17 protein-coding genes are annotated in these 21,767 nt (G+C 55.0%); 3 read left to right on the top strand and 14 right to left on the bottom strand.

All coding sequences use genetic code 11. The annotated features are described in order from the left end of the window. From gmd to GXP72_RS15195, 10 genes are all read right to left on the bottom strand, one after another. Positions 1 to 1,122, bottom strand: a complete 1,122-nt coding sequence (gene gmd / locus GXP72_RS15150; protein WP_014884502.1) for a GDP-mannose 4,6-dehydratase — start codon at positions 1,120 to 1,122, stop codon at positions 1 to 3. Between the two features lie 24 nt (positions 1,123 to 1,146). Next, the gene (gene wcaF, locus GXP72_RS15155) at positions 1,147 to 1,695 is read right to left on the bottom strand and encodes a colanic acid biosynthesis acetyltransferase WcaF (protein WP_024908103.1); all 549 of its coding nucleotides are present in this window, start codon (positions 1,693 to 1,695) and stop codon (positions 1,147 to 1,149) included. A 15-nt stretch (positions 1,696 to 1,710) separates the two neighbouring features. After that, complete coding sequence (wcaE, locus tag GXP72_RS15160) at positions 1,711 to 2,457, bottom strand: colanic acid biosynthesis glycosyltransferase WcaE (protein ID WP_024908104.1); 747 nt, start codon at positions 2,455 to 2,457, stop codon at positions 1,711 to 1,713. Positions 2,458 to 2,473: 16 nt separating this feature from the next. Next, on the bottom strand, positions 2,474 to 3,694 hold the full coding sequence (gene wcaD, locus GXP72_RS15165) for a colanic acid polymerase WcaD (protein ID WP_024908105.1): 1,221 nt from the start codon (positions 3,692 to 3,694) through the stop codon (positions 2,474 to 2,476). Continuing rightward, positions 3,669 to 4,886, bottom strand: coding sequence for a colanic acid biosynthesis glycosyltransferase WcaC (wcaC, locus tag GXP72_RS15170; protein ID WP_208763064.1), 1,218 nt, complete (start codon positions 4,884 to 4,886; stop codon positions 3,669 to 3,671). Before wcaC ends, wcaD begins: the two co-directional genes overlap by 26 nt. Beyond that, positions 4,883 to 5,374, bottom strand: a complete 492-nt coding sequence (wcaB, locus tag GXP72_RS15175; protein ID WP_023312402.1) for a colanic acid biosynthesis acetyltransferase WcaB — start codon at positions 5,372 to 5,374, stop codon at positions 4,883 to 4,885. Before wcaB ends, wcaC begins: the two co-directional genes overlap by 4 nt. Next, positions 5,374 to 6,216, bottom strand: a complete 843-nt coding sequence (gene wcaA / locus GXP72_RS15180) for a colanic acid biosynthesis glycosyltransferase WcaA (protein ID WP_023312403.1) — start codon at positions 6,214 to 6,216, stop codon at positions 5,374 to 5,376. Before wcaA ends, wcaB begins: the two co-directional genes overlap by 1 nt. 151 nt (positions 6,217 to 6,367) lie before the next feature. Then, entirely contained in the window at positions 6,368 to 8,530 is a 2,163-nt protein-coding gene (wzc, locus tag GXP72_RS15185; RefSeq protein ID WP_024908108.1) for a tyrosine-protein kinase Wzc, read from the bottom strand. Between the two features lie 2 nt (positions 8,531 to 8,532). Then, complete coding sequence (gene wzb / locus GXP72_RS15190) at positions 8,533 to 8,976, bottom strand: low molecular weight protein-tyrosine-phosphatase Wzb (protein ID WP_024908109.1); 444 nt, start codon at positions 8,974 to 8,976, stop codon at positions 8,533 to 8,535. Positions 8,977 to 8,982: 6 nt separating this feature from the next. Next, entirely contained in the window at positions 8,983 to 10,122 is a 1,140-nt protein-coding gene (locus GXP72_RS15195; protein ID WP_014170829.1) for a polysaccharide export protein, read from the bottom strand. Between the two features lie 692 nt (positions 10,123 to 10,814). On the opposite strand from GXP72_RS15195, the gene GXP72_RS15200 reads away from it, so the two are divergent. Then, positions 10,815 to 12,398, top strand: a complete 1,584-nt coding sequence (locus GXP72_RS15200) for a TerC family protein (protein ID WP_061714793.1) — start codon at positions 10,815 to 10,817, stop codon at positions 12,396 to 12,398. 90 nt (positions 12,399 to 12,488) lie between these two features. On the opposite strand, the gene asmA is transcribed toward GXP72_RS15200, so the two are convergent. The 3 genes from asmA to udk all read right to left on the bottom strand — a co-directional run bounded on the left by asmA (position 12,489) and on the right by udk (position 15,676). Continuing rightward, positions 12,489 to 14,339 (bottom strand): outer membrane assembly protein AsmA, encoded by a 1,851-nt coding sequence (gene asmA, locus GXP72_RS15205; protein WP_208763065.1) that lies wholly within the window; start codon positions 14,337 to 14,339, stop codon positions 12,489 to 12,491. Positions 14,340 to 14,361: 22 nt separating this feature from the next. Continuing rightward, positions 14,362 to 14,943 (bottom strand): dCTP deaminase, encoded by a 582-nt coding sequence (dcd, locus tag GXP72_RS15210; RefSeq protein WP_023312408.1) that lies wholly within the window; start codon positions 14,941 to 14,943, stop codon positions 14,362 to 14,364. 91 nt (positions 14,944 to 15,034) lie between these two features. Then, on the bottom strand, positions 15,035 to 15,676 hold the full coding sequence (gene udk, locus GXP72_RS15215; RefSeq protein WP_008500855.1) for a uridine kinase: 642 nt from the start codon (positions 15,674 to 15,676) through the stop codon (positions 15,035 to 15,037). A gap of 343 nt (positions 15,677 to 16,019) precedes the next feature. On the opposite strand from udk, the gene GXP72_RS15220 reads away from it, so the two are divergent. Beyond that, entirely contained in the window at positions 16,020 to 19,349 is a 3,330-nt protein-coding gene (locus tag GXP72_RS15220) for a diguanylate cyclase (protein ID WP_048992960.1), read from the top strand. On the opposite strand, the gene alkA is transcribed toward GXP72_RS15220, so the two are convergent. Further along, a complete protein-coding gene (gene alkA / locus GXP72_RS15225) occupies positions 19,314 to 20,186 on the bottom strand; it encodes a DNA-3-methyladenine glycosylase 2 (RefSeq protein WP_148769848.1) in 873 nt (290 codons plus the stop codon). The two genes, GXP72_RS15220 and alkA, sit on opposite strands and share 36 nt — an antisense overlap. Before the next feature lie 130 nt (positions 20,187 to 20,316). Between alkA and yegD the strand changes: the two genes are divergently transcribed. Next, positions 20,317 to 21,669, top strand: coding sequence for a molecular chaperone (yegD, locus tag GXP72_RS15230; RefSeq protein WP_208763066.1), 1,353 nt, complete (start codon positions 20,317 to 20,319; stop codon positions 21,667 to 21,669). Positions 21,670 to 21,767 lie beyond the last annotated feature (98 nt).

The following is a 21,767-nucleotide window of genomic DNA, read 5'->3' on the forward strand; positions in this document are numbered from 1 at the left end:
TCAGGACTCCAGCGCGATGGCAACCTCGTAGCCATGAGACTTGAGCAGGGAGTGTTTTTTCGCTGCTTCAAGATCTTTGGCAACCATCTCGGAAACCATCTCCTGCAGAGTGATTTCTGGTTTCCAGCCCAGCTTCTCGTGCGCTTTGGTTGGGTCGCCCAGCAGGGTTTCTACTTCAGCAGGACGGAAGTAGCGCGGGTCAACCTGCACAATCACGTCGCCTGGCTTCACGCCCGGTGCGTCGTGGCCGGTCACGGACACAACGATACCTTTCTCTTCCACGCCGGTACCTTCAAAGCGCAGTTTGATGCCCAGCTGTGCCGCGGCCATTTCAACGAACTGACGTACGGAGTACTGCACGCCGGTCGCAATTACGAAGTCTTCTGGCTGTTCCTGCTGCAGCATCATCCACTGCATTTTCACGTAGTCTTTGGCATGGCCCCAGTCACGCAGGGAATCCATGTTGCCGAGGTGCAGGCAAGACTCCAGACCCTGCGCGATGTTGGCGATAGCGCGGGTGATTTTGCGGGTCACGAAGGTTTCGCCACGACGTGGAGATTCGTGGTTGAACAGGATGCCGTTACAGGCGTACATGCCGTAGGATTCACGGTAGTTCACGGTGATCCAGTAGGCGTACAGTTTTGCTACCGCATACGGAGAGCGTGGGTAGAACGGCGTGGTCTCTTTCTGTGGGATTTCCTGCACCAGACCGTACAGCTCAGAGGTGGATGCCTGGTAGAAGCGAGTTTTCTTCTCAAGGCCGAGGAAGCGGATCGCTTCCAGCAGACGCAGCGTACCCATGGCATCAACGTCAGCGGTGTATTCCGGGGACTCGAAGGAGACCGCTACGTGGCTCATCGCGCCCAGGTTGTACACTTCATCCGGCTGCACTTCCTGCAGGATACGGGTCAGGTTGGAGGTATCGGTCAGGTCGCCGTAGTGCAGGTGGAATTTCGGGTTCGCCGCGTGAGGATCCTGATAGATATGATCCACACGTTCGGTGTTGAAAGAAGACGCACGACGTTTAATACCGTGCACTTCATAACCTTTTTCCAGCAGGAACTCTGCCAGGTAAGAACCATCCTGCCCGGTAACGCCGGTGATGAGAGCGACTTTAGACATGTTTATATTCCTCTACTTATGAATTTAATCAGTTTCAACGCGTTCGCGTATCACCACTGCGGGGTTGCCACGGCAAACTTTATTTGCCGATAGCGATTTAAAAACGCTGCTGCGGGCACCGACTACCGTGCCATCGCCAACAGAAACACCCGGTGCAACAAAAACATCCGTTGCCAGCCAGCATTTTTCGCCAATCACAATAGGCGAAGCGGTAATATCAAAATGCTGACTCATAAAATCGTGACTGCCGGTGCACAAATAACATTTCTGTGAAACCACCGAATTTGCGCCAATCGTAATCTCGCCCAGGGTATATAACACCGCGTCATCCCCTACCCAGGCGTAATCCCCAAGCGTTAATTTCCACGGATAGGTAATTTTTACCGAAGGTCTGATGACTACGTTTTTTCCTATTTTTGCGCCAAACAGGCGCAATAAAAATGCTCGCCAGCGGTACAGTATTTGTGGAGACCAGGCAAATAAGGTGGCCTGAACGGCCCACCACAGCTGCACTTTAATACCGCCCGCGCCCCGAAAACCTTTCGGTACGGAGAAACCTTTCAGATCCTGCATTACGTTTCCTTATATTCAGGCTTTGTTATATAAGGCTTTCGTTTTACCCGTGGTGCGCACGCGTAATAAATAAGACAATTCCGCCCAGAATGCCGGCACGCGTAATATTTTACGCTGTACGTTTTTGGCATCCTGGCACAATTCCAGATTATTAGACGTTGACACGCCGCCCATTGAGAATTCAGATACCAGCCCTTTAATTCGACGGAACGGGTAACCTGATTTGTACAGGCTGGCAGCCAGTGCATAATCGGAAGACACTTTATACTGCAAATCGTAAGGCTGTTTTTTCAGACCTTTTACCGGGAAGAAAATAGCCTGATGGCTGGCCGGTAAGCTGTGATAGATATACCAGCCTGGCTTCGCGCTACGGCACACTTTATGTCCGTCGCCAAAATCGAGCAGTGCATCGCCAATATACATGGCATCCTCTTTCTGGCGCGCCAGCTGACGGGCAAACAGCGCCACGTCATCATGGAAAATGTCACCCGAATTCAGGAAGATGGCATAACGGCCTTGTGCCATGTTGATGCCTTTATTCATCGCATCGTAGATGCCTTTATCTTTCTCGCTGATGTAGCGTAAGTTAAACTCACCGTTGAGTTTTTCCAGAAACTCCGCCGTGCCATCGTTCGAGCCGCCGTCGACCACAATCCACTCAAAGGTGAGGCTTGGATCGCGCGCCAGGTTGCGCAGCGAGCGCCAGGTTTTTACCACCCCTTCGTAATTACGAAAAGCGACAGTAATGACGCTAAGAAACATAAATCACCTCATTTCGTCATACGTTCGTAATATTAAGCGCCTTGCGCAGAATAAACGGACAGACAATCAAGAAAGCATATTCCGGGCTAAATATTGACCCGGTAAAAAACAGCGACACCGGAGTAAAAAGATAAAGCTGAACGCGAAAGTTCTGGTTATCACCAAACGCGTTAATCATCATTTTGAAAACTTTAAACAGATACCACAGGGTCAACAGTACGGCGAACCACGAAAAATAAATAATTAACAGATACAGACCATTGTCTATGGTTTTACCGACATCCGCACCGTTAAAGATTCCGAATGATGCAACATATTCGTAAAGTGAGCCGAATCTTACTACCCCATCAATATGGGTTAATGAATAACCCACCATCACCAGTGGTCCAATGATGCGATAATAGGACGAAGACCCTTCCGTTCCCAAATCACCCAGACGTTCTGAGATGTACGGGAAGGCAAATATCACGCCTACCATAAATACCGTCAGAGAGATAATCGCCAGCGGCAGTTTTTTCTTAATCGCATCTTTGTTCAGGTACTGGAACGCCCACTCCAGCAGGTAAAACAGGATAAATGTCATTACCCCTGAGAACGATCCAGACAGAACAATTCCTGCAAGAATCATAGCATCGGTCTTAGGCGTTTTGATACCAAACTGTTTGATGCTGAGCCAAATTGAGATTAACGCCAGAGCGAAAAACGCCGGTTCAAAATAGAGGGCTGTAGTACGCTTCCCGCCAAACTTGATGAAGTTCAATACATAGCTGTTACTGTAAATGAGATATTTCGAAATTATCTCCATCAGGCTGCTGCCACCGGTCAGAATAATTTGCGCCATCTCCAGTGCGGCAAGCATAACAATTAACGCAACGGCAATATAAAAGAACCTAAGGATTTTCCGATAATTGTGTGGAGAAATAGTTTTAAACCGAATACTCCAGACCATACCGATAATAATGACGATATAAACAAACAGCATGGTTGACGTAACGTATTTACTGGCATCCAGCGACTGGCCAAAGATGTAGTTAAACAGCGTCAGTCCCGTGCCCAGCCCTAAGGCAATCATCAGCTTCTTCAGGTTGATTTTATCGACATACAGCAGAAGCAGAACGGGCAAGAAGGTCACGATGGTTATCGGGAAGCTTTCGCCGAGCTGGGCAATTTTGACGTTGACCAGCAGGTAGATCAGCGGCAGCAGCAGATAACTACAGACTCTGATAGAACGAGACATACTCCTCCAGCATCTGTTGTCCACTGTAGGCCTTGCGGCTGCGGTTGCGGAACGATTCCAGGTCAGTGCCAAAAACGATCTCAGCAATCTGCGCCTTCGGCAGCTGTACCAGGGGCAGGACCTCCTGCTCCGTGAAGGTTTTCCCGCCGGATTTTTCCAGCACTTCACGCGCCGCATCGCTGTGGGTGGCAATCGCCGGCACGCCGATTGAGAGCGCTTCGCAGAGGATCAGCGGGTAGTTATCCACGCGGGAGCTGAACACCAGCGCGTCCATTTCATTCAGCGCGCTCATCAGCTTGCGCTTGTCGGTCTCAAACCCGTGGTTCACCACGTTGGCCCCTTCGAACGGTGAAAACTTGCCGAAGGTATGAAGCTCTATCTTGTCCCCCAGCGCCATCATGTCGCGCACCAGCTGCTGGTTGGTTTTACCGTCGTAGCGCAGGTCATGCGCTACTATAGCGATTTTCGGTTTGCCTGCGGTTTCCGCCACCGGGGTCAGCTCCGCAAGAATGGCTTCCGTCGCCACGTCGATGCCGTTGTTGATAATCTGACAGCGCCCTGCCCCGTACAGGCTGTTGAAGGCATCGGCCACGTGCTGGCTTGGAGAGATAAACGTACAGCCGAGCGAGAGCATGTCGCGGAACAGCTGACGCTTTCCGGCCACCAGCTGATGCGCGCGATCCACCTTCACCGGCGGATAGTTGCTTAACGTCGGGCACTTCTGGCAGTTATCTTTCCAGCCTTCGCAACCGTCGGTAAACGCGCAGCGCCCGGTTACGCTCCAGTGATCGTGCAGCGTCCAGACAAAGCGGGTGTCGGGCTTGTGGGCCTGCACCTTCTGACAAAACGCCACCACCTCTTCCAGATTCAGCCAGTAGCTGTGCAGCACGTGAAAATGCAGCACAACCGGGCCCGTGGTGCGGGTCACCGTGCGGTAAAGATTGTTCAGGTTGCCAAACAGATCGCGGTTAAACAGGCGGAACAGCGCGATGTTGGCAATCGAGGTCAGACGCGGCGTGTGCTTGTGCACCTGCGGGAAGTTATCGTGGCTGACGCTTTTCTTGCCGCCTTTGCCGTAGCCATAAATAAAACGCGACTGAAGTCCTTTTTGCAGCGCGCGCTGGTGCAGATCCAGGGCCACGCCTGCCGCTCCGCCTTCTGCGAGGCGTACGTTAAATTGCAGAATGTTCATTTAATCACCTTCACGCGGGCTTTTTCTCCCACCACCAGCGCGTTATCCGGAATGCTGTCCAGCACCACGCTGCCAGCACCAATCGTGACGTTATTACCAATCGTGATGTCACCGATGATCACCACGTTCGCCCCCAGCTCGACGTTATTGCCGATGACCGGGCAGGCCAGGCTGTCAGGCCCACGGTTGCCAATGGTGACCGCATGACGAATGGTGAAATCATCCCCGGCGACCACGAACTTGTTGATCACCACCGCATAGCCGTGGTGGATGGTAAAGCGGCGGCCAATGGTGGCAGCGGCCTGGATTTCATAGCCAAAAAAGCATTCGGTGATGATGCGATACAGCACCAGCACGGGTGCCGCCCAGATGTTGTTCAGGACGTTTTTCTTACGCCACACCGAGCAAAAGTGCGCGATGCGGTACGCCAGAACCATGCAGCACGGACGCAGGCTCCAGCTGTTAGCGCGGCAATCTTCCAGAAACATTATTTCCCCCGAAGCCCGTCAGCCAGGCGCTTGCCGTTACGCACGGAAAGCAGCGTCAGCAGCGTGCGCCAGTTCATGCGCTTATTGCGGATCTGATAGAGGGTAAAGAGCTGATATTTGCGGCTGGCACGGTCAAACTTGTCCTTATGCTTGCGGTAAAAATGGAAGTAGCCGGAGAACTTTTTCGGCGAGGAGGTGATTTGCATCTCCCCGTGGTTGATGTGCAGGATCTGCGTGGCCTCTTCCACTTTCCACGGTTCACCGTATTCCACCACCATGCGCAGGAAGATATCGTAATCCTGCGCGGCCTTGAGTTCGGTATCGAACAGGCACTCTTTGAAACGCCACGCCCAGGTGAAGACCTGGTTACCAATAATGTTGCGCTTGTAGAACAGGCGGCGAGAATAAGGTGATTTCGGATACAGCGGCAGGCTGGCGGGCTGCGAGTAAACTTCGCCCTGGCAGACATAGTCGTTGGCATACAGAAAAGCGTGCGTAACCAGCTGTTCTTTATGCGACAGGAAGATAGACAGACGGTTCGGCGTCCATTCGTCATCGTCGTCGATACCGGTCAGATACTGCCCTTTGGCCTGCATAATCGCCTGATTACGCACCGCACATGCGCCGGAGTTAATGGCGTTATGCGTATAGACCACCCGCGGGTCGTTGAGGTCAGTCACAAACTTTTGCAGCTGTTCATACGAGGAAGAGCAGTCATCAACGATGATCAGCTCCCAGTTATCGTAATCCTGACGTAACACCGACTTGATTGCGCGGATCGCCAGCTGCTGACGATTCCATGTCGGCATATAGATTGAAACTAAAGGGCGTTGTGTGGTCATTTTTTCCCCTCACCCCGGCCCTCTCCCCAAAGGGGAGAGGGTGAAAGGCAGCCAGTGGTTATCATTACGTTCGTCCCCCAAATCCAGCACCGAACAGTCCCCTCTCCCCTTTGGGGAGAGGGTTAGGGTGAGGGGTGTGGGGTGTGTTTTTTTATTTACTGTCAGACTTATATTCGTACTCGTAATACCCGTAATCCTGGTACCCGGTCGCGCGGCGGAAGATGGAGTTCAGGATCACCCCTTTCACCTCAATGCCGTTCTGCTCGAAGCGGCTCAGGCTGGTTTCCACCTCTTTCAGGGTGTTCACCGCGTAACGCGCTACCATCAGCGTGGTACCCGCATGGCGGCCAACAACGGCCGCGTCGGTCACGGCCAGAATTGGCGGCGTATCGATCAGCACCAGGTCGTAGTTTTTGCTCGCCCACTCCACCAGCTCGGTGAAGCGTTCGCTCATCAGCAGCTCGGACGGGTTAGGCGGCACCTGACCGCGTGGGATCAGGTCAAATTTCGGCACCGTTGTTGGTTTCGCGCTCTGGCTAATGTCGCCTTTGCCGAGCAGGATTTCCGACAGGCCGTTAACGTTGTTGGTGCCCAGCAGTTCGTGGGTATAGCCCTTGCGCATATCGCAGTCGATCAGCAGCACGCGCTTGTTGGTCTGGCTGACCACCGCCGCCAGGTTGGCGCAGACGAAGGTTTTACCGATTGACGGGCTAACGCCGGTTAACATCAGGACGTTGTTTTTGGCCTGCATCATGGCGAAGTGCAGACTGGTACGCAGGCTACGGATCGCTTCGATAGCGAGGTCGGTCGGGTTACCCACCGCCAGCAGCTGGCTCTGTTTGTAACGCTTAACGCCCTTGATGGTTTTGACACTGTCACGGGATTTTTGCCACTCAGACAGCGGAATGCTGGCATAGACGTTGATACCGCTCTCTTCCAGCACCTGCGGGCTTTCGATACCGCGGTTGAACAGGGAACGCAACAGCACGCCCACGATGGAGAGCATCAGGCCGAGAATAATGCTGCCGAGAATGATCAGCGCTTTCTTCGGCTTCAGTACGCCAGGCTGGGTAATAGCCGGGTCGACGATGCGCACGTCACCCACGGTACTGGCTTCGGTGATTTTCAGCTCCTGCTGCTTGTTCAGCAGCTGCATGTAAACCTGCTGTCCGGACTCCACGTCGCGGGTCAGACGCACGATCTCCTGCTGCGTTTTCGGCATCGCGGTCACGCGGTCATTGAGCTTCGCTTTCTCTTCTTCCAGCGTACGGCGTTTCTCCAGCAGCGTGCGGTAGGCCGGGTGACGTTTGGTATAAAGCTTGGAAATCTCCGCCTCTTTGAAGGTCAGCTCGTTGAGCTGCGCATCAATGTTAACCATCGAATCGAGGACCGATTTCGCTTCCAGCGGCAGGTCAACGGAGTCTTTATCCTGACGGTAGGCGTTCAGCTTGTTCTCGGCATCATCCAGACGGCCGCGTACTTCCGGGAGCTGTTTCGCAAGGAAGGCCAGGCTTTTCGCCGCTTCCGCCGATTTACGCTCAACGTTCTGCTCAAGATAGTTGCGGGTAATGCTGTTCAGGATGTCGCGGATCTGATCCTTATCTTCACCGGTAAAGGTCATGCTCAGCACGCCGGTGTCCTTACCGTTTTCGGTGACGGTCAGGTTGTTCTGCAGATTGTTGATCATCCCCAGCGTGGAGAATTTGGTGACGGTGAATTCACCGCCCTCCTGGGCGTTGATCGCGCTGACCATCATGCTGACGCCGTCTTTGGTCAGCATCTGCCCTACTTCACCGCGCGCGCTAAAACCTGCGTCGCTGGTTAGCTGGTACTGTTTCGGACCAAGCACCGTCAGGGTAAACGTCTGATCGGCAGCCCCTTTCGGCAGCACGAAGTCAGTCACTTTCACCGTGTCGTTGCTTCGCCCCATCAGACGATCCCAGCCGGCACCAAAGACCGGGAAGGTATTTTTGGTGACGGAGATATCGAGCCCGAGGTCGTGAACCGTTTTACCCAGCACCAGACGTGACTGGATGAGCTGAATTTCGGCGTCGGATGCCGGCGGCTTGTTCGCCAGCGCGGAACCGATGTCCTGCACCAGCGAGTTGCCGGTATTCTGCTCGATCTGCACCAGCGCGTCGGCGCTGTAGATAGGGGTGGCGAACAGCGTGTAGACGACGGCCGCCGCGGCAAATACGGCGGTAATGCCAAGCACCCACCACTTTGCCTCTACAACAGTGCCGACCAGGCGCCCAATATCAATTTCATCACTGCCCGAAATCGGGGCGGCAGAAGGTCTTGTTTTTTCTGTCATTGTTATCCCTGCTGAACTTTCAGTGCCTGCGCCCACTGTTGGGCAGACTGGTCAAGTAAGGTGTAAACCGCCTCAAAGGCCTCATGGCTTTTGCGATACGGATCGGGGATTTCACGTTCATTGTCCCAGTGACCAAACAGCATCACCTTGCCGCGCATCTCCGGAGCGATCTCGCACAGCGCATGAATATGGCGTTTTTCCATCGTCAGGATCAGGTCATACTCCCGGCACATGCGGCCAGTGACCTGGCGGGCCACGTGGCCGTCGAGAGAGAGGTGATGATCCCGCGCCACGCTCGTAGCGCGCTCATCGGCACCTTTACCGACCAGTGCACCCAGCCCTGCCGAATCAACGGTCAGTTCGGGCTGGTAGTGTTTCAACAGCCGTTCAGCCGTGGGGGAACGGCAAATGTTCCCCACGCATACCACCAGAATTTTGTTAAACATCGCGGATTACCAGGTATGAATGTCGCGCGCCGTATCCGTCATGTAGCGAACGCCACTGATGGTTGGCAGCAACTGGTTGATCAGACGGTTCCAGCGGGCAACCGGCGCAGTGGTGACGTACACCACATCGTATGGCTGAAGACGGAACTCCGTCGCCATCACCAGAGAGGTCGCATCGGACATATCCAGCTGGTAGATGTTGGCAATCTTGCCTTTCGCACTGCCCTCACCTTTAAGCGGACGGATCACGAAGATACCGGTCGCGTTAGAGGTCGTCAGATCGATACCTTCAGCATTGCCCAGCGCTTCGGTCAGGGTCATACCGCTGAAGTCCATTTTGAGGGTGCTCTGTTTCTTCACTTCACCCATCACGAAGACTTTCAGATCGTCATTGCGCGGCACGTAGAGAATGTCGCCCGGATAGAGCAGACGGTTCTGGGTCAGATCACCGTTTTGCATCAGCGCCTGCAGCGAAATGCGCTGCTCCTTCCCGTTGTGGGTGAGCACCACGTTGCGCCAGTCGGCGCCGTCGGTTAACCCGCCCGCGGCGTTAATGGCATCCAGTACGGTCAGGGGAACGTTGGTGATGGCCTGCTGGCCGGATTTGTTCACCTGGCCGGAGATATAGGCTTTTTGCGAGCGGAATGCGGCGATATTAACGTCCACCTGCGGATCGGCGATGTACTGCGCTAAGCGGCCGGTAATATCACTACGGATCTCGGCAAGCGTTTTCCCTGCAACATGGACTTTACCAATGTAGGGATAGAACATGGTGCCATCTGACTGCACCCAGTTACCGGTGTCGCTTGAGCTGCGGTACTGGCCCGCTGGCGTGGTCAGTTCCGGGTGGTCCCAGACGGTCACGTTGATCACGTCACCCGGCCCCACGCGGTACTGGTAGGACGCAATTTCCTGGTCCAGCGACATATTCGGCTGGGCAACATTCGGACGTGGACGTAATTGTTCGACCAGACGAGGCGTAAGTGGATAAACATTCACCATTTTGTCGAGATCAAAATCGGCATCCTGTTGCTTGATCACATCCTTACCCATTGTTGACATATTGCTGCCGGGAAAGACCGTGCAACCACTCATCAAGGTCACAGACACCAATAATGGCATCAATTTCATTTTGGATTTCATCATTGATTATTTATCACTTTGGCAGAGTAATTACCCTGTGCAATTTAAATAAGCTCGAGTCGTATTGGGTTTCAGCATGCAGTTAATCAAATAGAAATATAACTGGCATCAGTCCTAAAAAAAGCTTATTCATCCATTGGCTATTGACAGAATAATCGGGGCTGATTCACACGCTTTCAGGCACGCTACCGCCCTTGGCTTTCAGTTACCAATCCACTGACTAAACAATGTGTTATGGATAGACACCCTCTTGAGCAAGGTCTTCTGGAAATATATCAGCCGCTTGAGAAACCAGACGGATAATGAATAACCACCCCTGAAGACCGAACATTAATAGCAACACCGAGATTTAACATTTGATGCTGGGAGAATTGTTGCAGCTAACCTAATAGCAGGCAAGGAGACAACTGTCCTAATATCAGTTTTTAAGATTAATATTAAGAGCAAATTTTTGACCTTTTAGGAATTTCTTTATATTGACAAAAAGAGACTAAAAACCATTATCTGCGATATATCCTAAAATGCTTTCTTTGTAATTAAATATACGTATTTCGCTTATTTACACCCTGTTGAGAATGCTCTCTTTTTTACCCCTCGTATTAAGAGAAATCTCAGCCCGGCATTGCAATTTCCCCCAGCTTTATCCATGATCGAAGTGTGACATTCGTCATATAACAGAAGGTATTACTATTACTATGGAATGGATTGCCGATCCCTCAATCTGGGCCGGGCTGGTTACGCTGGTCGTCATCGAGTTAGTGCTCGGGATTGATAATCTGGTCTTTATCGCCATCCTCGCTGAAAAACTGCCCCCTTCCCAGCGCGACCGCGCGCGCGTGACGGGTCTGCTGCTGGCGATGGTGATGCGGTTGCTGCTGCTGGCCTCTATCTCCTGGCTGGTCACGCTCACTCAGCCACTGTTCTCCATTCACGGTCTGAGTTTTAGCGCACGCGATCTCATCATGCTCTTCGGCGGGTTGTTCCTGCTGTTCAAAGCCACCGTGGAACTCAACGAGCGGCTGGAAGGCAAAGACAGCGAGAACCCAACCCAGCGCCGCGGGGCGAAATTCTGGCCGGTGGTAGCGCAGATCGTGGTGCTGGATGCGGTCTTCTCCCTGGACTCGGTGATCACCGCCGTCGGGATGGTGGACCACCTTGCGGTGATGATGGCCGCGGTGATTATCGCCATCACCCTGATGGTGATGGCCAGCAAGGCGCTCACACGGTTTGTGAACAGTCACCCGACAATCGTCATCCTCTGTCTGAGCTTCCTGCTGATGATTGGCTTTAGCCTGGTGGCCGACGGTTTTGGCTTCCATATTCCGAAAGGCTACCTGTATGCCGCCATCGGGTTCTCCGTCATGATTGAAGCGCTTAACCAGCTGGCGATATTTAACCGCCGCCGCTTCCTGTCCGCGAATCAGACCCTGCGCCAGCGTACGGCAGACACGGTTATGCGCCTGTTAAGCGGTAAGAAAGAGGATGCGGAGCTGGACGCCGAATCCTCAGCCATGCTGGCCGACCACAGCGACGGGCTGATCTTTGATCCGCAGGAACGGCGGATGATCGAGCGGGTGCTCAATCTGAACCAGCGGACGGTCAGCAGCATCATGACCTCACGACATGACATTGAACATATCGACCTGACGGCACCGGAAGAGCACATTCGCGCCCTGCTGGATAAAAACCAGCACACCCGCGTGGTGGTGACCGGCGGTGAAGAGGAAGAGGAGCTGCTGGGCGTGGTGCACGTTATTGACCTGCTCCAGCAGCAGCTGCACGGCGAGCCGCTCAATCTCCGCATCCTGGTACGCCAGCCGCTGGTCTTCCCGGAGGGGCTACCGCTGCTCTCCGCCCTTGAGCAATTCCGTAACGCGCGCACGCACTTTGCCTTTGTGGTGGATGAGTTTGGTTCGGTGGAAGGACTGGTCACGCTCAGCGACGTAATGGAAACCATCGCCGGTAATCTGCCAAACGAGGTGGATGAGATTGATGCCCGCCACGACATTCAGAAAAACGCAGACGGTTCGTGGACGGCTAACGGCCATATGCCGCTGGAAGATCTGGTGCAATATGTCCCGCTGCCGCTGGATGAAAAGCGGGAATATCACACCATTGCCGGTCTGCTGATGGAGTATTTGCAGCGTATCCCGCAGCCGGGGGAAGAGGTTCAGGTGGGCGACTATCTGCTGAAAACCCTGCAGATTGAAAACCATCGCGTGCAGAAGGTTCAGCTCATTCCGCTGCGGGATGAGGAAGAACTGGATTTTGAGGTATAAAAAAGCCGGGTGGCGCTCCGCTTACCCGGCCTACGATGTTCGTTTTTTGTAGGCCGGGTAAGGCGAAGCCGCCACCCGGCGCAACAGGCATCACAGCTTATCCAGCAGTTTCTTCACATCCTTGCCGTCCTGCGAATCTTTATTACGATCCGCCCAGCCGCTAAGCCGACGTTTCGCTTCATCCTGCAGATGCTTACGCAGGATCTGATCCACCTGCAGGCTGTAATTCAGGGCCTGCCATTTGCCATATACGGTCAGCGGGACCGGCGTCTCTTTCAGGAAGTCGATGAGCTTGCTCTCACCCTGCCAGCCGGAAAGTACCCGCACGTTAAAGCGCGTGTCCGCCGTCTCTTTCACCAGATCCAGCTTACCGTCACCCGTCATTGATAACAGTGAAGAGGTGCCCTGCATTCCGTCGAGAGAAAGTTGTCCGTTGTCCAGCGTCAGGTCCGCGGTGAAGCTGTCGAAGCGCGTGGCGCTGTCATAGTTATCCTGCGCTTTCACATCGCTGCTGCGCTCAACCGCCTGCTGCACCAGCTGCTGGAAGTTAAGCCCTTCCATACGGGAGTTTTTCAGATCAAGATGCGCCTGCCCCTGCCACTCGCGGCGGAAAGCATCGGCATCAATTTTCGTGCCTGAGAAGTCACCCGCTAGCGTCAACTGACCCGTCAGGGATATCGGGTAGTTAAACGCTTTCAGGATGGTACCTATCTCAACGTTGTCGAGACGCGGCTGGAATTCCGCGCTGGCAACGTCTTTACGGACATCCAGCGTGCCGGGCAGCGAGAGGTTCCCTGCGCCCATCTTACCGCTCAGTTCGGAGATCACCAGCAAACCGTTATGGTTAAACATCTGGCTGCTCACGTCGGTAAAATCAATACCGCGCCAGCGCAGGCTATTGGCTTTCAGCAGAATATCCGCCGTGAATCCGCGCAGGGCGTTATAGTCAGGTTGATCAAGATTAGACGAGATAACCGGACGCGATACCGGTGCCTGGCTTTGCCCCGTCTGCGTGGCATCGCTGTCGGTGGCGCTGGCTGGCAGCGGCGGCAGCAGGTTTTCCAGATTGAGCTTGTCAAACTGCAGATTCAGCACCCACTTCGGCTTCTCTTCGAGCGTAACGCTCGCCTGCCCCTTCAGGCTACTGTCATTTGCCTGCAGGTTGAGATTATCCAGCTCCAGCTGCTTTTGTTCTTCGCGCCAGACGGCCTGCAGCGTTCCCTGCCCGGTGATCCCCTGAGTGGGAAGATCGGCCCCCGTCAGCTGCCAGTCCAGTTGCTGAATGTCAGCGGTGAGCTGGTGCGGATAGTCTGAGGCATTGACGCTGGCATTCAGCGACAGGGTCAAATCACGCTGATCGCGATTCACGCGCCCGCTAAACGCCACCGACGCAAGATGGTGATCGTCCTGTTCCATCTGCAGGTTAATGTTGCGAACGGTCACCTGCTCCTGGTGCTCATGCTGGAAAACCAACACGCTATCGGCCACTTTCAGCTTGCCGATATCAAAGGACCAGCCTGTATCAGACGGCTCATCAGGCAGGGTATTTTCGCGCGGCGCAACCGGCGCATTTGCATCGCGCACGGCTTCGGATTGCGGGGTGAGCTGAATCACCGCGCCTTTCAGCATCACCTGTTTAACCTGCAGCTGATGGGAAATGAGCGGGAACAGCGCCACATCAAGGCGCATGTTGTCTGCAGAGACCAGCGGCTGGGACGCCCCCGGTGCCGTAAGCGACATGCGGCCAGAGAGAATGCTGAGCTGCGGCCAGACGTGCCAGCGCAGCGGCCCGTCAAGCTTCAGTTGATAACCACTGCGTGCCTCGACCTGCCGCACCATGTAAGCGCGGAAATCGTTGGGGTTAACCAGCAGAACCAACGCCGAAAGGCCGGCCACCAGCACCACCAGCAAAATCATCAGCGTTGTCAGAACTCTTCTCATGGCATCCTCAATGGGCTAACGATCAGTCTTTATCAATACGGCTGGCAACCGCGCCCTGCTGGTCGCGATATTTTGCGTCCTGCCGACGGTTATAAGGACGATCTGCCGGGCCTGACAGCGGTTCAAAGCTCAACGCGCCGATCATCATCCCCGGGCGCAGCGCCAGCGGCAATTTACCGGCGTTGAAGAACTCCAGTACGATACGCCCCGACCAGCCTGGATCGATACGGTGCGCGGTCACGTGGACCATCAGTCCCAGTCGTGCCAGCGAAGAACGGCCATCAAGCCAGCCGACCAGGTCAGGAGGCAGGGTGACGGATTCAAACGTCACCGCCAGGGCCAGTTCACCTGGGTGCAGATAAAAGGCTTCGCCCTCGTCGATAACGATTTCGTCACTCATCACGCGATCGAGCGCGGCGCTGACTTCGTCCTTCGGCCCGCTAAGGTCAATGAACGGTGCGGTATGGCCGCTAAAGGTGCGGAATTTATTACCTAACCGTACATCAACGGTCACGCCATTGATACGCTCAACTGGTGGACGTGGGGTAATAGACAAACGGCCTTCATCCAGCCAGGCTTCTATATCGCGATCACAAAGACGCATGGCACTTTCTCCTTTCATGCATCGTACCCTGAAGCGGTAAGCGCTCAGGGTAAAACCAGGTTATCTCTGAACGGTACACAATTCACGCGGCTTATTCAAAAAACTGGCTGATTTTCGCTTTTAAGATATCAATAGCAATGCGGTTTTTACCCCCGCGCGGCACGATGATATCGGCGTATTGTTTGGATGGCTCAATAAACTGCAGGAACATCGGGCGGACCGTTTTCTGGTATTGCGCCATAACGGAGTCCATCGAACGCCCACGTTCATTCACGTCGCGCTTGATGCGGCGCATCAGGCAGATATCCAGCGGGGTATCAACGAAAATCGAGAAGTTCATGGATTCACGCAGGCGGGCGTCGGTCAGCAGCAGGATGCCTTCAAGGATAATGACCTTTTTCGGCTCAATGCGGATGGTTTCCTGAGTGCGGGTGTGTTCTACGTAGCTGTAAACGGGCAGCTCAATCGCCTGGCCGCTCTTAAGCGCTTCTAAATGCTGGAACAGCAGGCTGTGATCCATCGCATTGGGGTGGTCATAGTTGGTTTTGACGCGTTCTTCCATCGACAGATGGGATTGATCTTTGTAATAGCTGTCTTCGGGAATGACGCCGATATGCTCATCACCTACTTGTTCACGCAGTTCGCGATAAAGCGTACTGGCAATTAGACTTTTACCTGAAGCCGATGCGCCGGCGATGCCTATAATGACGCACTGATGAGACTTATCAGTCATAAATTTAGCGACCTGATTAACCTGGATGTTAAGGAAGGACGACGCCGGAGCGTCAAACGCGGCAATTATAGGGATTTCGCGGGCGTGATACCAGTCGAATGCACAGGTTCTGCGAGACTGGCCGAAAAGTGACGTTTTATTCCCTGAGTGAAATTTAAATGAACGTTTTTTCAGCGTTTAATCGTTTTTTTTAACGGAGTAAGTATTTAATAAGTCTATGGTGTCAAATTCTGAGCGGTCACCATATGAATTGTAAATTGTTTGTACTAGCATAAACCAAATTATCAAATTCACGCGTTCGGACATCTTCCCTGACGGCATGGCGTCTCTGGATAAAGCGGTAATGAATAAACAATACCAGCGGGTTTTGGTTACCACCCCACATCCTCTAATACGACTTGTCTGTCTGGGCCTGGTCACCTTTATCTTTACCTTATTTTCGCTGGAGCTCACCCGCTTCGGTACCCTGCTGGCCCCGCTCTGGTTCCCCACCGCCATTATGATGGTGGCGTTTTACCGCCATGCGGGAAAAATGTGGCCGGGAATCGCCCTGGCCTGTTCGTTCGGCAATGTTCTGGCCTCGTGGATGCTGTTTTCATGGGGGTCGGTCAGCTTCATCTACCCTTCTATCAACGTCATTGAGGCCGCTATCGGCGCGCTGTTTCTGCGCAAATGGCTCCCGTGGTACAACCCGCTGCAGAATCTGAACGACTGGATCCGCGTGGCCATCGGCAGCGCGCTGGTTCCGCCGCTGGTGGGCGGTATTCTGGTGTCTCTGCTGGCACCCGGCCCTGAACCCCTGCGCAATTTCTTCGTCTGGGTGTTGTCAGAAGCCATTGGCGCGCTGGCGCTGGTGCCGCTGGGCCTGCTGTTTAAACCCCATTATCTGCTGCGCCACCGTGACCCGAGATTGCTGCTGGAAACGCTGACCACGCTGGCCGTAACGTTAGCCCTCAGTTGGGCAGCCATCACCTGGCTGCCGTGGCCTTTCACTTGCGTGATTGTTCTGCTGATGTGGAGCGCCGTGCGCCTGCCACGGATGGAAGCGTTCATGGTGTTTCTGGTCACCGTAATGGTTGTGTCGCTGATGATTGCCCGTAACCCTCTGGCGCTGACCACGCAGCACGCCGGGCCGATGCTGAACGCCCCCTGGCTGCCGTTCCTGATGCTGCTCCTGCCCGCTAACGTGATGACCATGGTGATGTACGCCTTCCGCGCCGAGCGCAAACACATCACCGAAAGCGAGGAGCGCTTCCGCAATGCGATGGAGTATTCGGCCATCGGTATGGCGCTGGTCAGCATTGAGGGCAAATGGCTTCAGGCTAACAAGGCGCTGTGCAATTTCCTCGGCTACAGCCAGACTGAGCTCCAGTCGCTGACCTTCCAGCAGCTCACCTGGCCGGAAGATCTGCACACCGACCTGGAACAGCTTGAACAGCTGGTCAACGGCGACATCAATACCTATACACTCGAGAAGCGCTATTACACCCGCGACGGGGAAGTGGTCTGGGCGCTGCTTGCCGTCTCCGTCGTGCGTCATGCCGACGGCTCGCCGCTCTATTTTATCGCCCAGATTGAAGACATTAACGACCTGAAGCAGACCGAATGGGTCAATAAGCGCCTGATGGAGCGCATTACGCTTGCTAACGAAGCGGGCGGCATCGGCATCTGGGAGTGGGATCTGGAGCCAGACATTATCAGCTGGGACAAGCGGATGTTTGAGCTGTATGAAATCCCGCCGCACATCAAGCCCACCTGGCAGCTCTGGCATGACACGATGCTGCCGGAAGATCGCGCCCACGCAGAGAAGGTGCTGCGGGACTCTCTGATTTCCCGTCTGCCGTTTAAGCTGGAATTTCGCATCCGCGTGAAGGAAGGCGTGCGCCATATTCGCTCCCTGGCGAACCGGGTGCTTAATAAGCAGGGTGAGGTCGAACGGCTGCTCGGCATCAACATGGACATGACCGAGGTTAAGCAGCTCAACGAAGCCCTCTTCCAGGAAAAAGAGCGTCTGCACATCACCCTCGATTCCATCGGTGAAGCGGTACTGTGTACCGATATCAACATGAACGTCACCTTTATGAACCCGGTGGCAGAGAAAATGAGCGGCTGGCTGCAGACCGAGGCTATCGGCCAGCCGATCCTGAAGGTGTTGCACATCACCTTTGGTGAAAAAGGGCCGCTGATGGAGAATATTCACAGCGGCGATATGTCCCGTTCCGATATCGATCAGGACGTGGTGCTGAACTGCCGTACCGGTGGAAATTTCGATATTCATTACAGCATTACGCCGCTCAGCACGCTGGATGGGCAGAATATTGGCTCGGTTATCGTGATTCAGGACGTGACCGAGTCGCGCAAAATGCTGCGCCAGCTCAGCTATAGCGCCTCCCACGATGCCCTGACCCATCTGGCAAACCGGGTCAGCTTCGAAAATCATCTCAAACGCCTCCTGCAGACCGTTCGCGAAACGCGCCAGCGTCATGCCCTGGTCTTTATCGATCTCGATCGCTTCAAAGCCGTCAACGATACGGCAGGCCACGCGGCGGGCGATGCCCTGCTGCGGGAACTCTCTTCCCTGATGTTGACCATGCTCCGCTCCAGCGACGTGCTGGCGCGTCTGGGCGGGGACGAGTTCGGCTTACTGTTACCGGACTGCAATATTGAAAGCGCGCGCTATATTGCCGGTCGCCTGATCCACACGATCAATGACTATCACTTTATGTGGGAAGGCCGCCTGCACCGGATCGGCGCCAGCGCCGGCATCACGCTGATTGATGAAAATAACCATCAGGCGTCGGAGATCATGTCGCAGGCGGATATTGCCTGTTATGCCTCAAAAAACAGCGGGCGCGGCATGGTGACGGTTTACGAACCCCAGCAGGAGCGGGATCACCACACGCGCAGCATGATGTCGCTTGATGAACAGTGGCACATGATTAAAGACAATCACCTGATGATAATTGCCCGCAGCGTCGCCTCCCCGCGCATCCCGGAAAGCAGTAATTTCTGGCTGCTGTCGTTACGCCTGTGGACCAGTCAGGGCGAAGTCCAGGAAGAGCATGCTTTCCGCTCGGGCCTGGCGGAACCTGAGCTTTTGCACGCCCTCGACAGACGTATTTTTAGCGAGTTTTTCCGCACCTATGCCGCCCAGATCGCCAGTAAAGGCATGGGTGTGGCACTGCCGCTTTCTGAGGCCGGTTTAGCCAGCGTGACGCTGGTCGATGAGCTTCTAGACCTGCTGGATAAAAGCCCCATGCCGGGTCGTCTGCTACATCTGGTTATCTCTGCCGATGTGGTGTGCAGCCCGGATAAGAACCTGCAGCGGAGTCTGCAAAAGCTTCGCCAGGCGGGCTGCCGCGTGATCTTCAGCCAGGTGGGACGCGACATGAACGTCTTTACCCACCTGACCGCGAATATGGCCGACTATCTGATGCTGGACGCTGAGGTGGTAAGCAACGTGTATGGCAATCTAATGGATGAGATGATGGTGACCATTGTGCAGGGCCACGCCCAGCGTCTGGGAATGAAAACCATCGCGGGCCCCTGCAACCAGCCCATCATGATGGATACGCTCTCCGGCATCGGCATTGATTTTATCTTTGGTGACACCATCGCCGAGCCGCAGCCGCTGGATCTACTGCTCAACACCAGCTATTTCGCCATCAACTGACGGCGCCCAGCCGTCGGTGTACCAGATGTGCAGCAGCGCGTAAGAGCGCCACGGCTGCCAGCGCTCGGCATAACGACGAATTTGCGCGGGCGTCATCCCGGCAAAGCGTTGTTTAATCAGGTAATCATCCGGAAGAAATACATCTTTCGCCTGCCAGCCGCGCAGGGCCAGATAATTTGCCGTCCAGCGCCCTATACCCGGCCGCTGCTGTAGCGCCTTCATCCCCTCCTCTATGTTCGCGGGTGGGAAAAGCGGAAACGTCCCGTCGATGACCGACTGCGCCAGATGAATCAGCGACTCCGCACGCTTTACCGGCATACCTAACGCTTTCAGCGCCAGCGGATCCGCTGCCGCCAGCGCCTGCGGCGTGGGGAAGCAGAGATAGCCCGGGCAATCGGCCACGGGTTCGCCGCATAACGCCACCACGCGCGACGCCAGCTTCGCCGCCATCGCAACGCTCACCAGCTGTCCGAGAATCGCCCGGACGCCCTGCTCGTACGCATCCATCGCTCCCGGCAAACGTAAGCCCGGCCGGGCAGCACCGAGATCGCCCAGCGTATCCGTGATGTGCTGCGGATTGCAGGCAAGATCGAACAGGCGTTCGATGCGTTCAAGGCACGTCTGCGCAACCGGAATTAACCCCGGGCTGAGGGTCACGGTCAGCGTGTGTGTTGCGATATCCGGCGTCACGCGAAATATCCCCTGATGTCCTTCGCAGGCAAAACTGCGCTCGTAGTAGTCGTGTGTGACGGTTTCAATGCCCGTTACCGCACGCGCGCCAAGAAAGCCAAACATCCACTGCCAGTCATAAGGGGGAAGCCAGGTGAGGGTATACATCGTTACTCCTTTTTTAGTGTTATCAGCATAAACGGAAAGACACTGTATTGCCTTGCTTTCATATTCCTGTTGTCGCCATGCAGACATTTCGTTAAAGTCTCGCCCCTTCTCACCGGCATGGGGATTCATCGTGTTTATTGGATTTGACTACGGTACGGCAAACTGCTCGGTTGCGATTATGCAAAACGGGCAGCCACGGCTCCTGAAAATGGAAAAAGAGAGCCCGCTGCTGCCGTCTATGCTCTGCGCACCGACGCGTGAAGCGGTGAGCGAATGGCTGTTTCGTCACCATCAGGTTCCGGCCACGGCGGCGGAGACCCAGGCGCTGCTGCGCCGGGCGGTCAGCTTTAACCGCGAGGAAGACATCGACGTTACGCCGTCCAGCGTGCAGTTCGGTCTCTCTTCGCTCGGGCATTACATTGAAGACCCGGAAGAGGTCTACTTCGTTAAGTCACCAAAATCCTTCCTCGGTGCCAGCGGCCTGAAGCCGCAGCAGGTCGCGCTGTTCGAAGACCTGGTGTGCGCGATGATGCTGCATATTCGTCATCAGGCGCAGACGCAGGTCTCCAATGCGATTACCCAGGCGGTGATTGGCCGTCCGATCAACTTCCAGGGGCTGGGCGGCGACGAGGCCAACCAGCAGGCGCAGGGGATCCTTGAGCGTGCGGCGCACCGCGCGGGCTTCCGCGACGTGGTGTTTCAGTATGAGCCGGTTGCCGCGGGGCTGGACTTTGAAGCCACACTGACTGAAGAAAAACGCGTATTAGTCGTGGACATCGGCGGGGGCACGACGGACTGCTCGCTGCTGCTAATGGGCCCGCAGTGGCATAACCGTCGCGATCGTGAAAACAGCCTGCTCGGGCATAGCGGCTGCCGCGTAGGCGGTAACGATCTTGATATCGCGCTGGCATTTAAGAGCCTGATGCCGCTGCTCGGCATGGGCGGCCAAACGGAAAAAGGCATCGCCCTGCCGATCCTGCCGTGGTGGAACGCGATTGCCATCAACGATGTGCCTGCGCAAAGTGATTTTTACAGCACCGCCAACGGCCGCTTCCTGAACGATCTGGTGCGTGATGCGCAGGACGGTGAAAAAGTCGCCCTGCTCTATAAAGTGTGGCGCCAGCGTCTGAGCTACCGCGTGGTGCGTACCGCGGAAGAGAGCAAAATCGCCCTGTCCGATCGCGCTGAACATGCGGTCTCCCTGCCGTTTATCAGCGACGAACTGGCAACCGCCATTTCGCAGGACGGGCTGGAGGCGGCGCTCGCGCAGCCGCTGCAGCGCATTCTGGAACAGGTGCAGCTGGCGCTGGAAAACGGCAAAGAGAAGCCGGACGTTATCTACCTGACCGGGGGTAGCGCCCGTTCGCCGCTGATTAAAAAAGCGCTGGCGGAACAGCTGCCGGGTATTCCGATTGCGGGTGGAGATGACTTTGGCTCCGTTACCGCAGGGCTGGCACGCTGGGCGCAGGTGATGTTTAGCTAGCGTTGTTGCGGTGCGGTCTGGTGCCCTCACCCCGGCCCTCTCCCACAGGGAGAGGGAGAAAACACCCAAAACGGCAACGGATGTTGCCGTTTTGCGTT

This window comes from Enterobacter sp. SES19 (genome assembly GCF_011765665.1).
GTDB lineage: Bacteria > Pseudomonadota > Gammaproteobacteria > Enterobacterales > Enterobacteriaceae > Enterobacter > Enterobacter pseudoroggenkampii.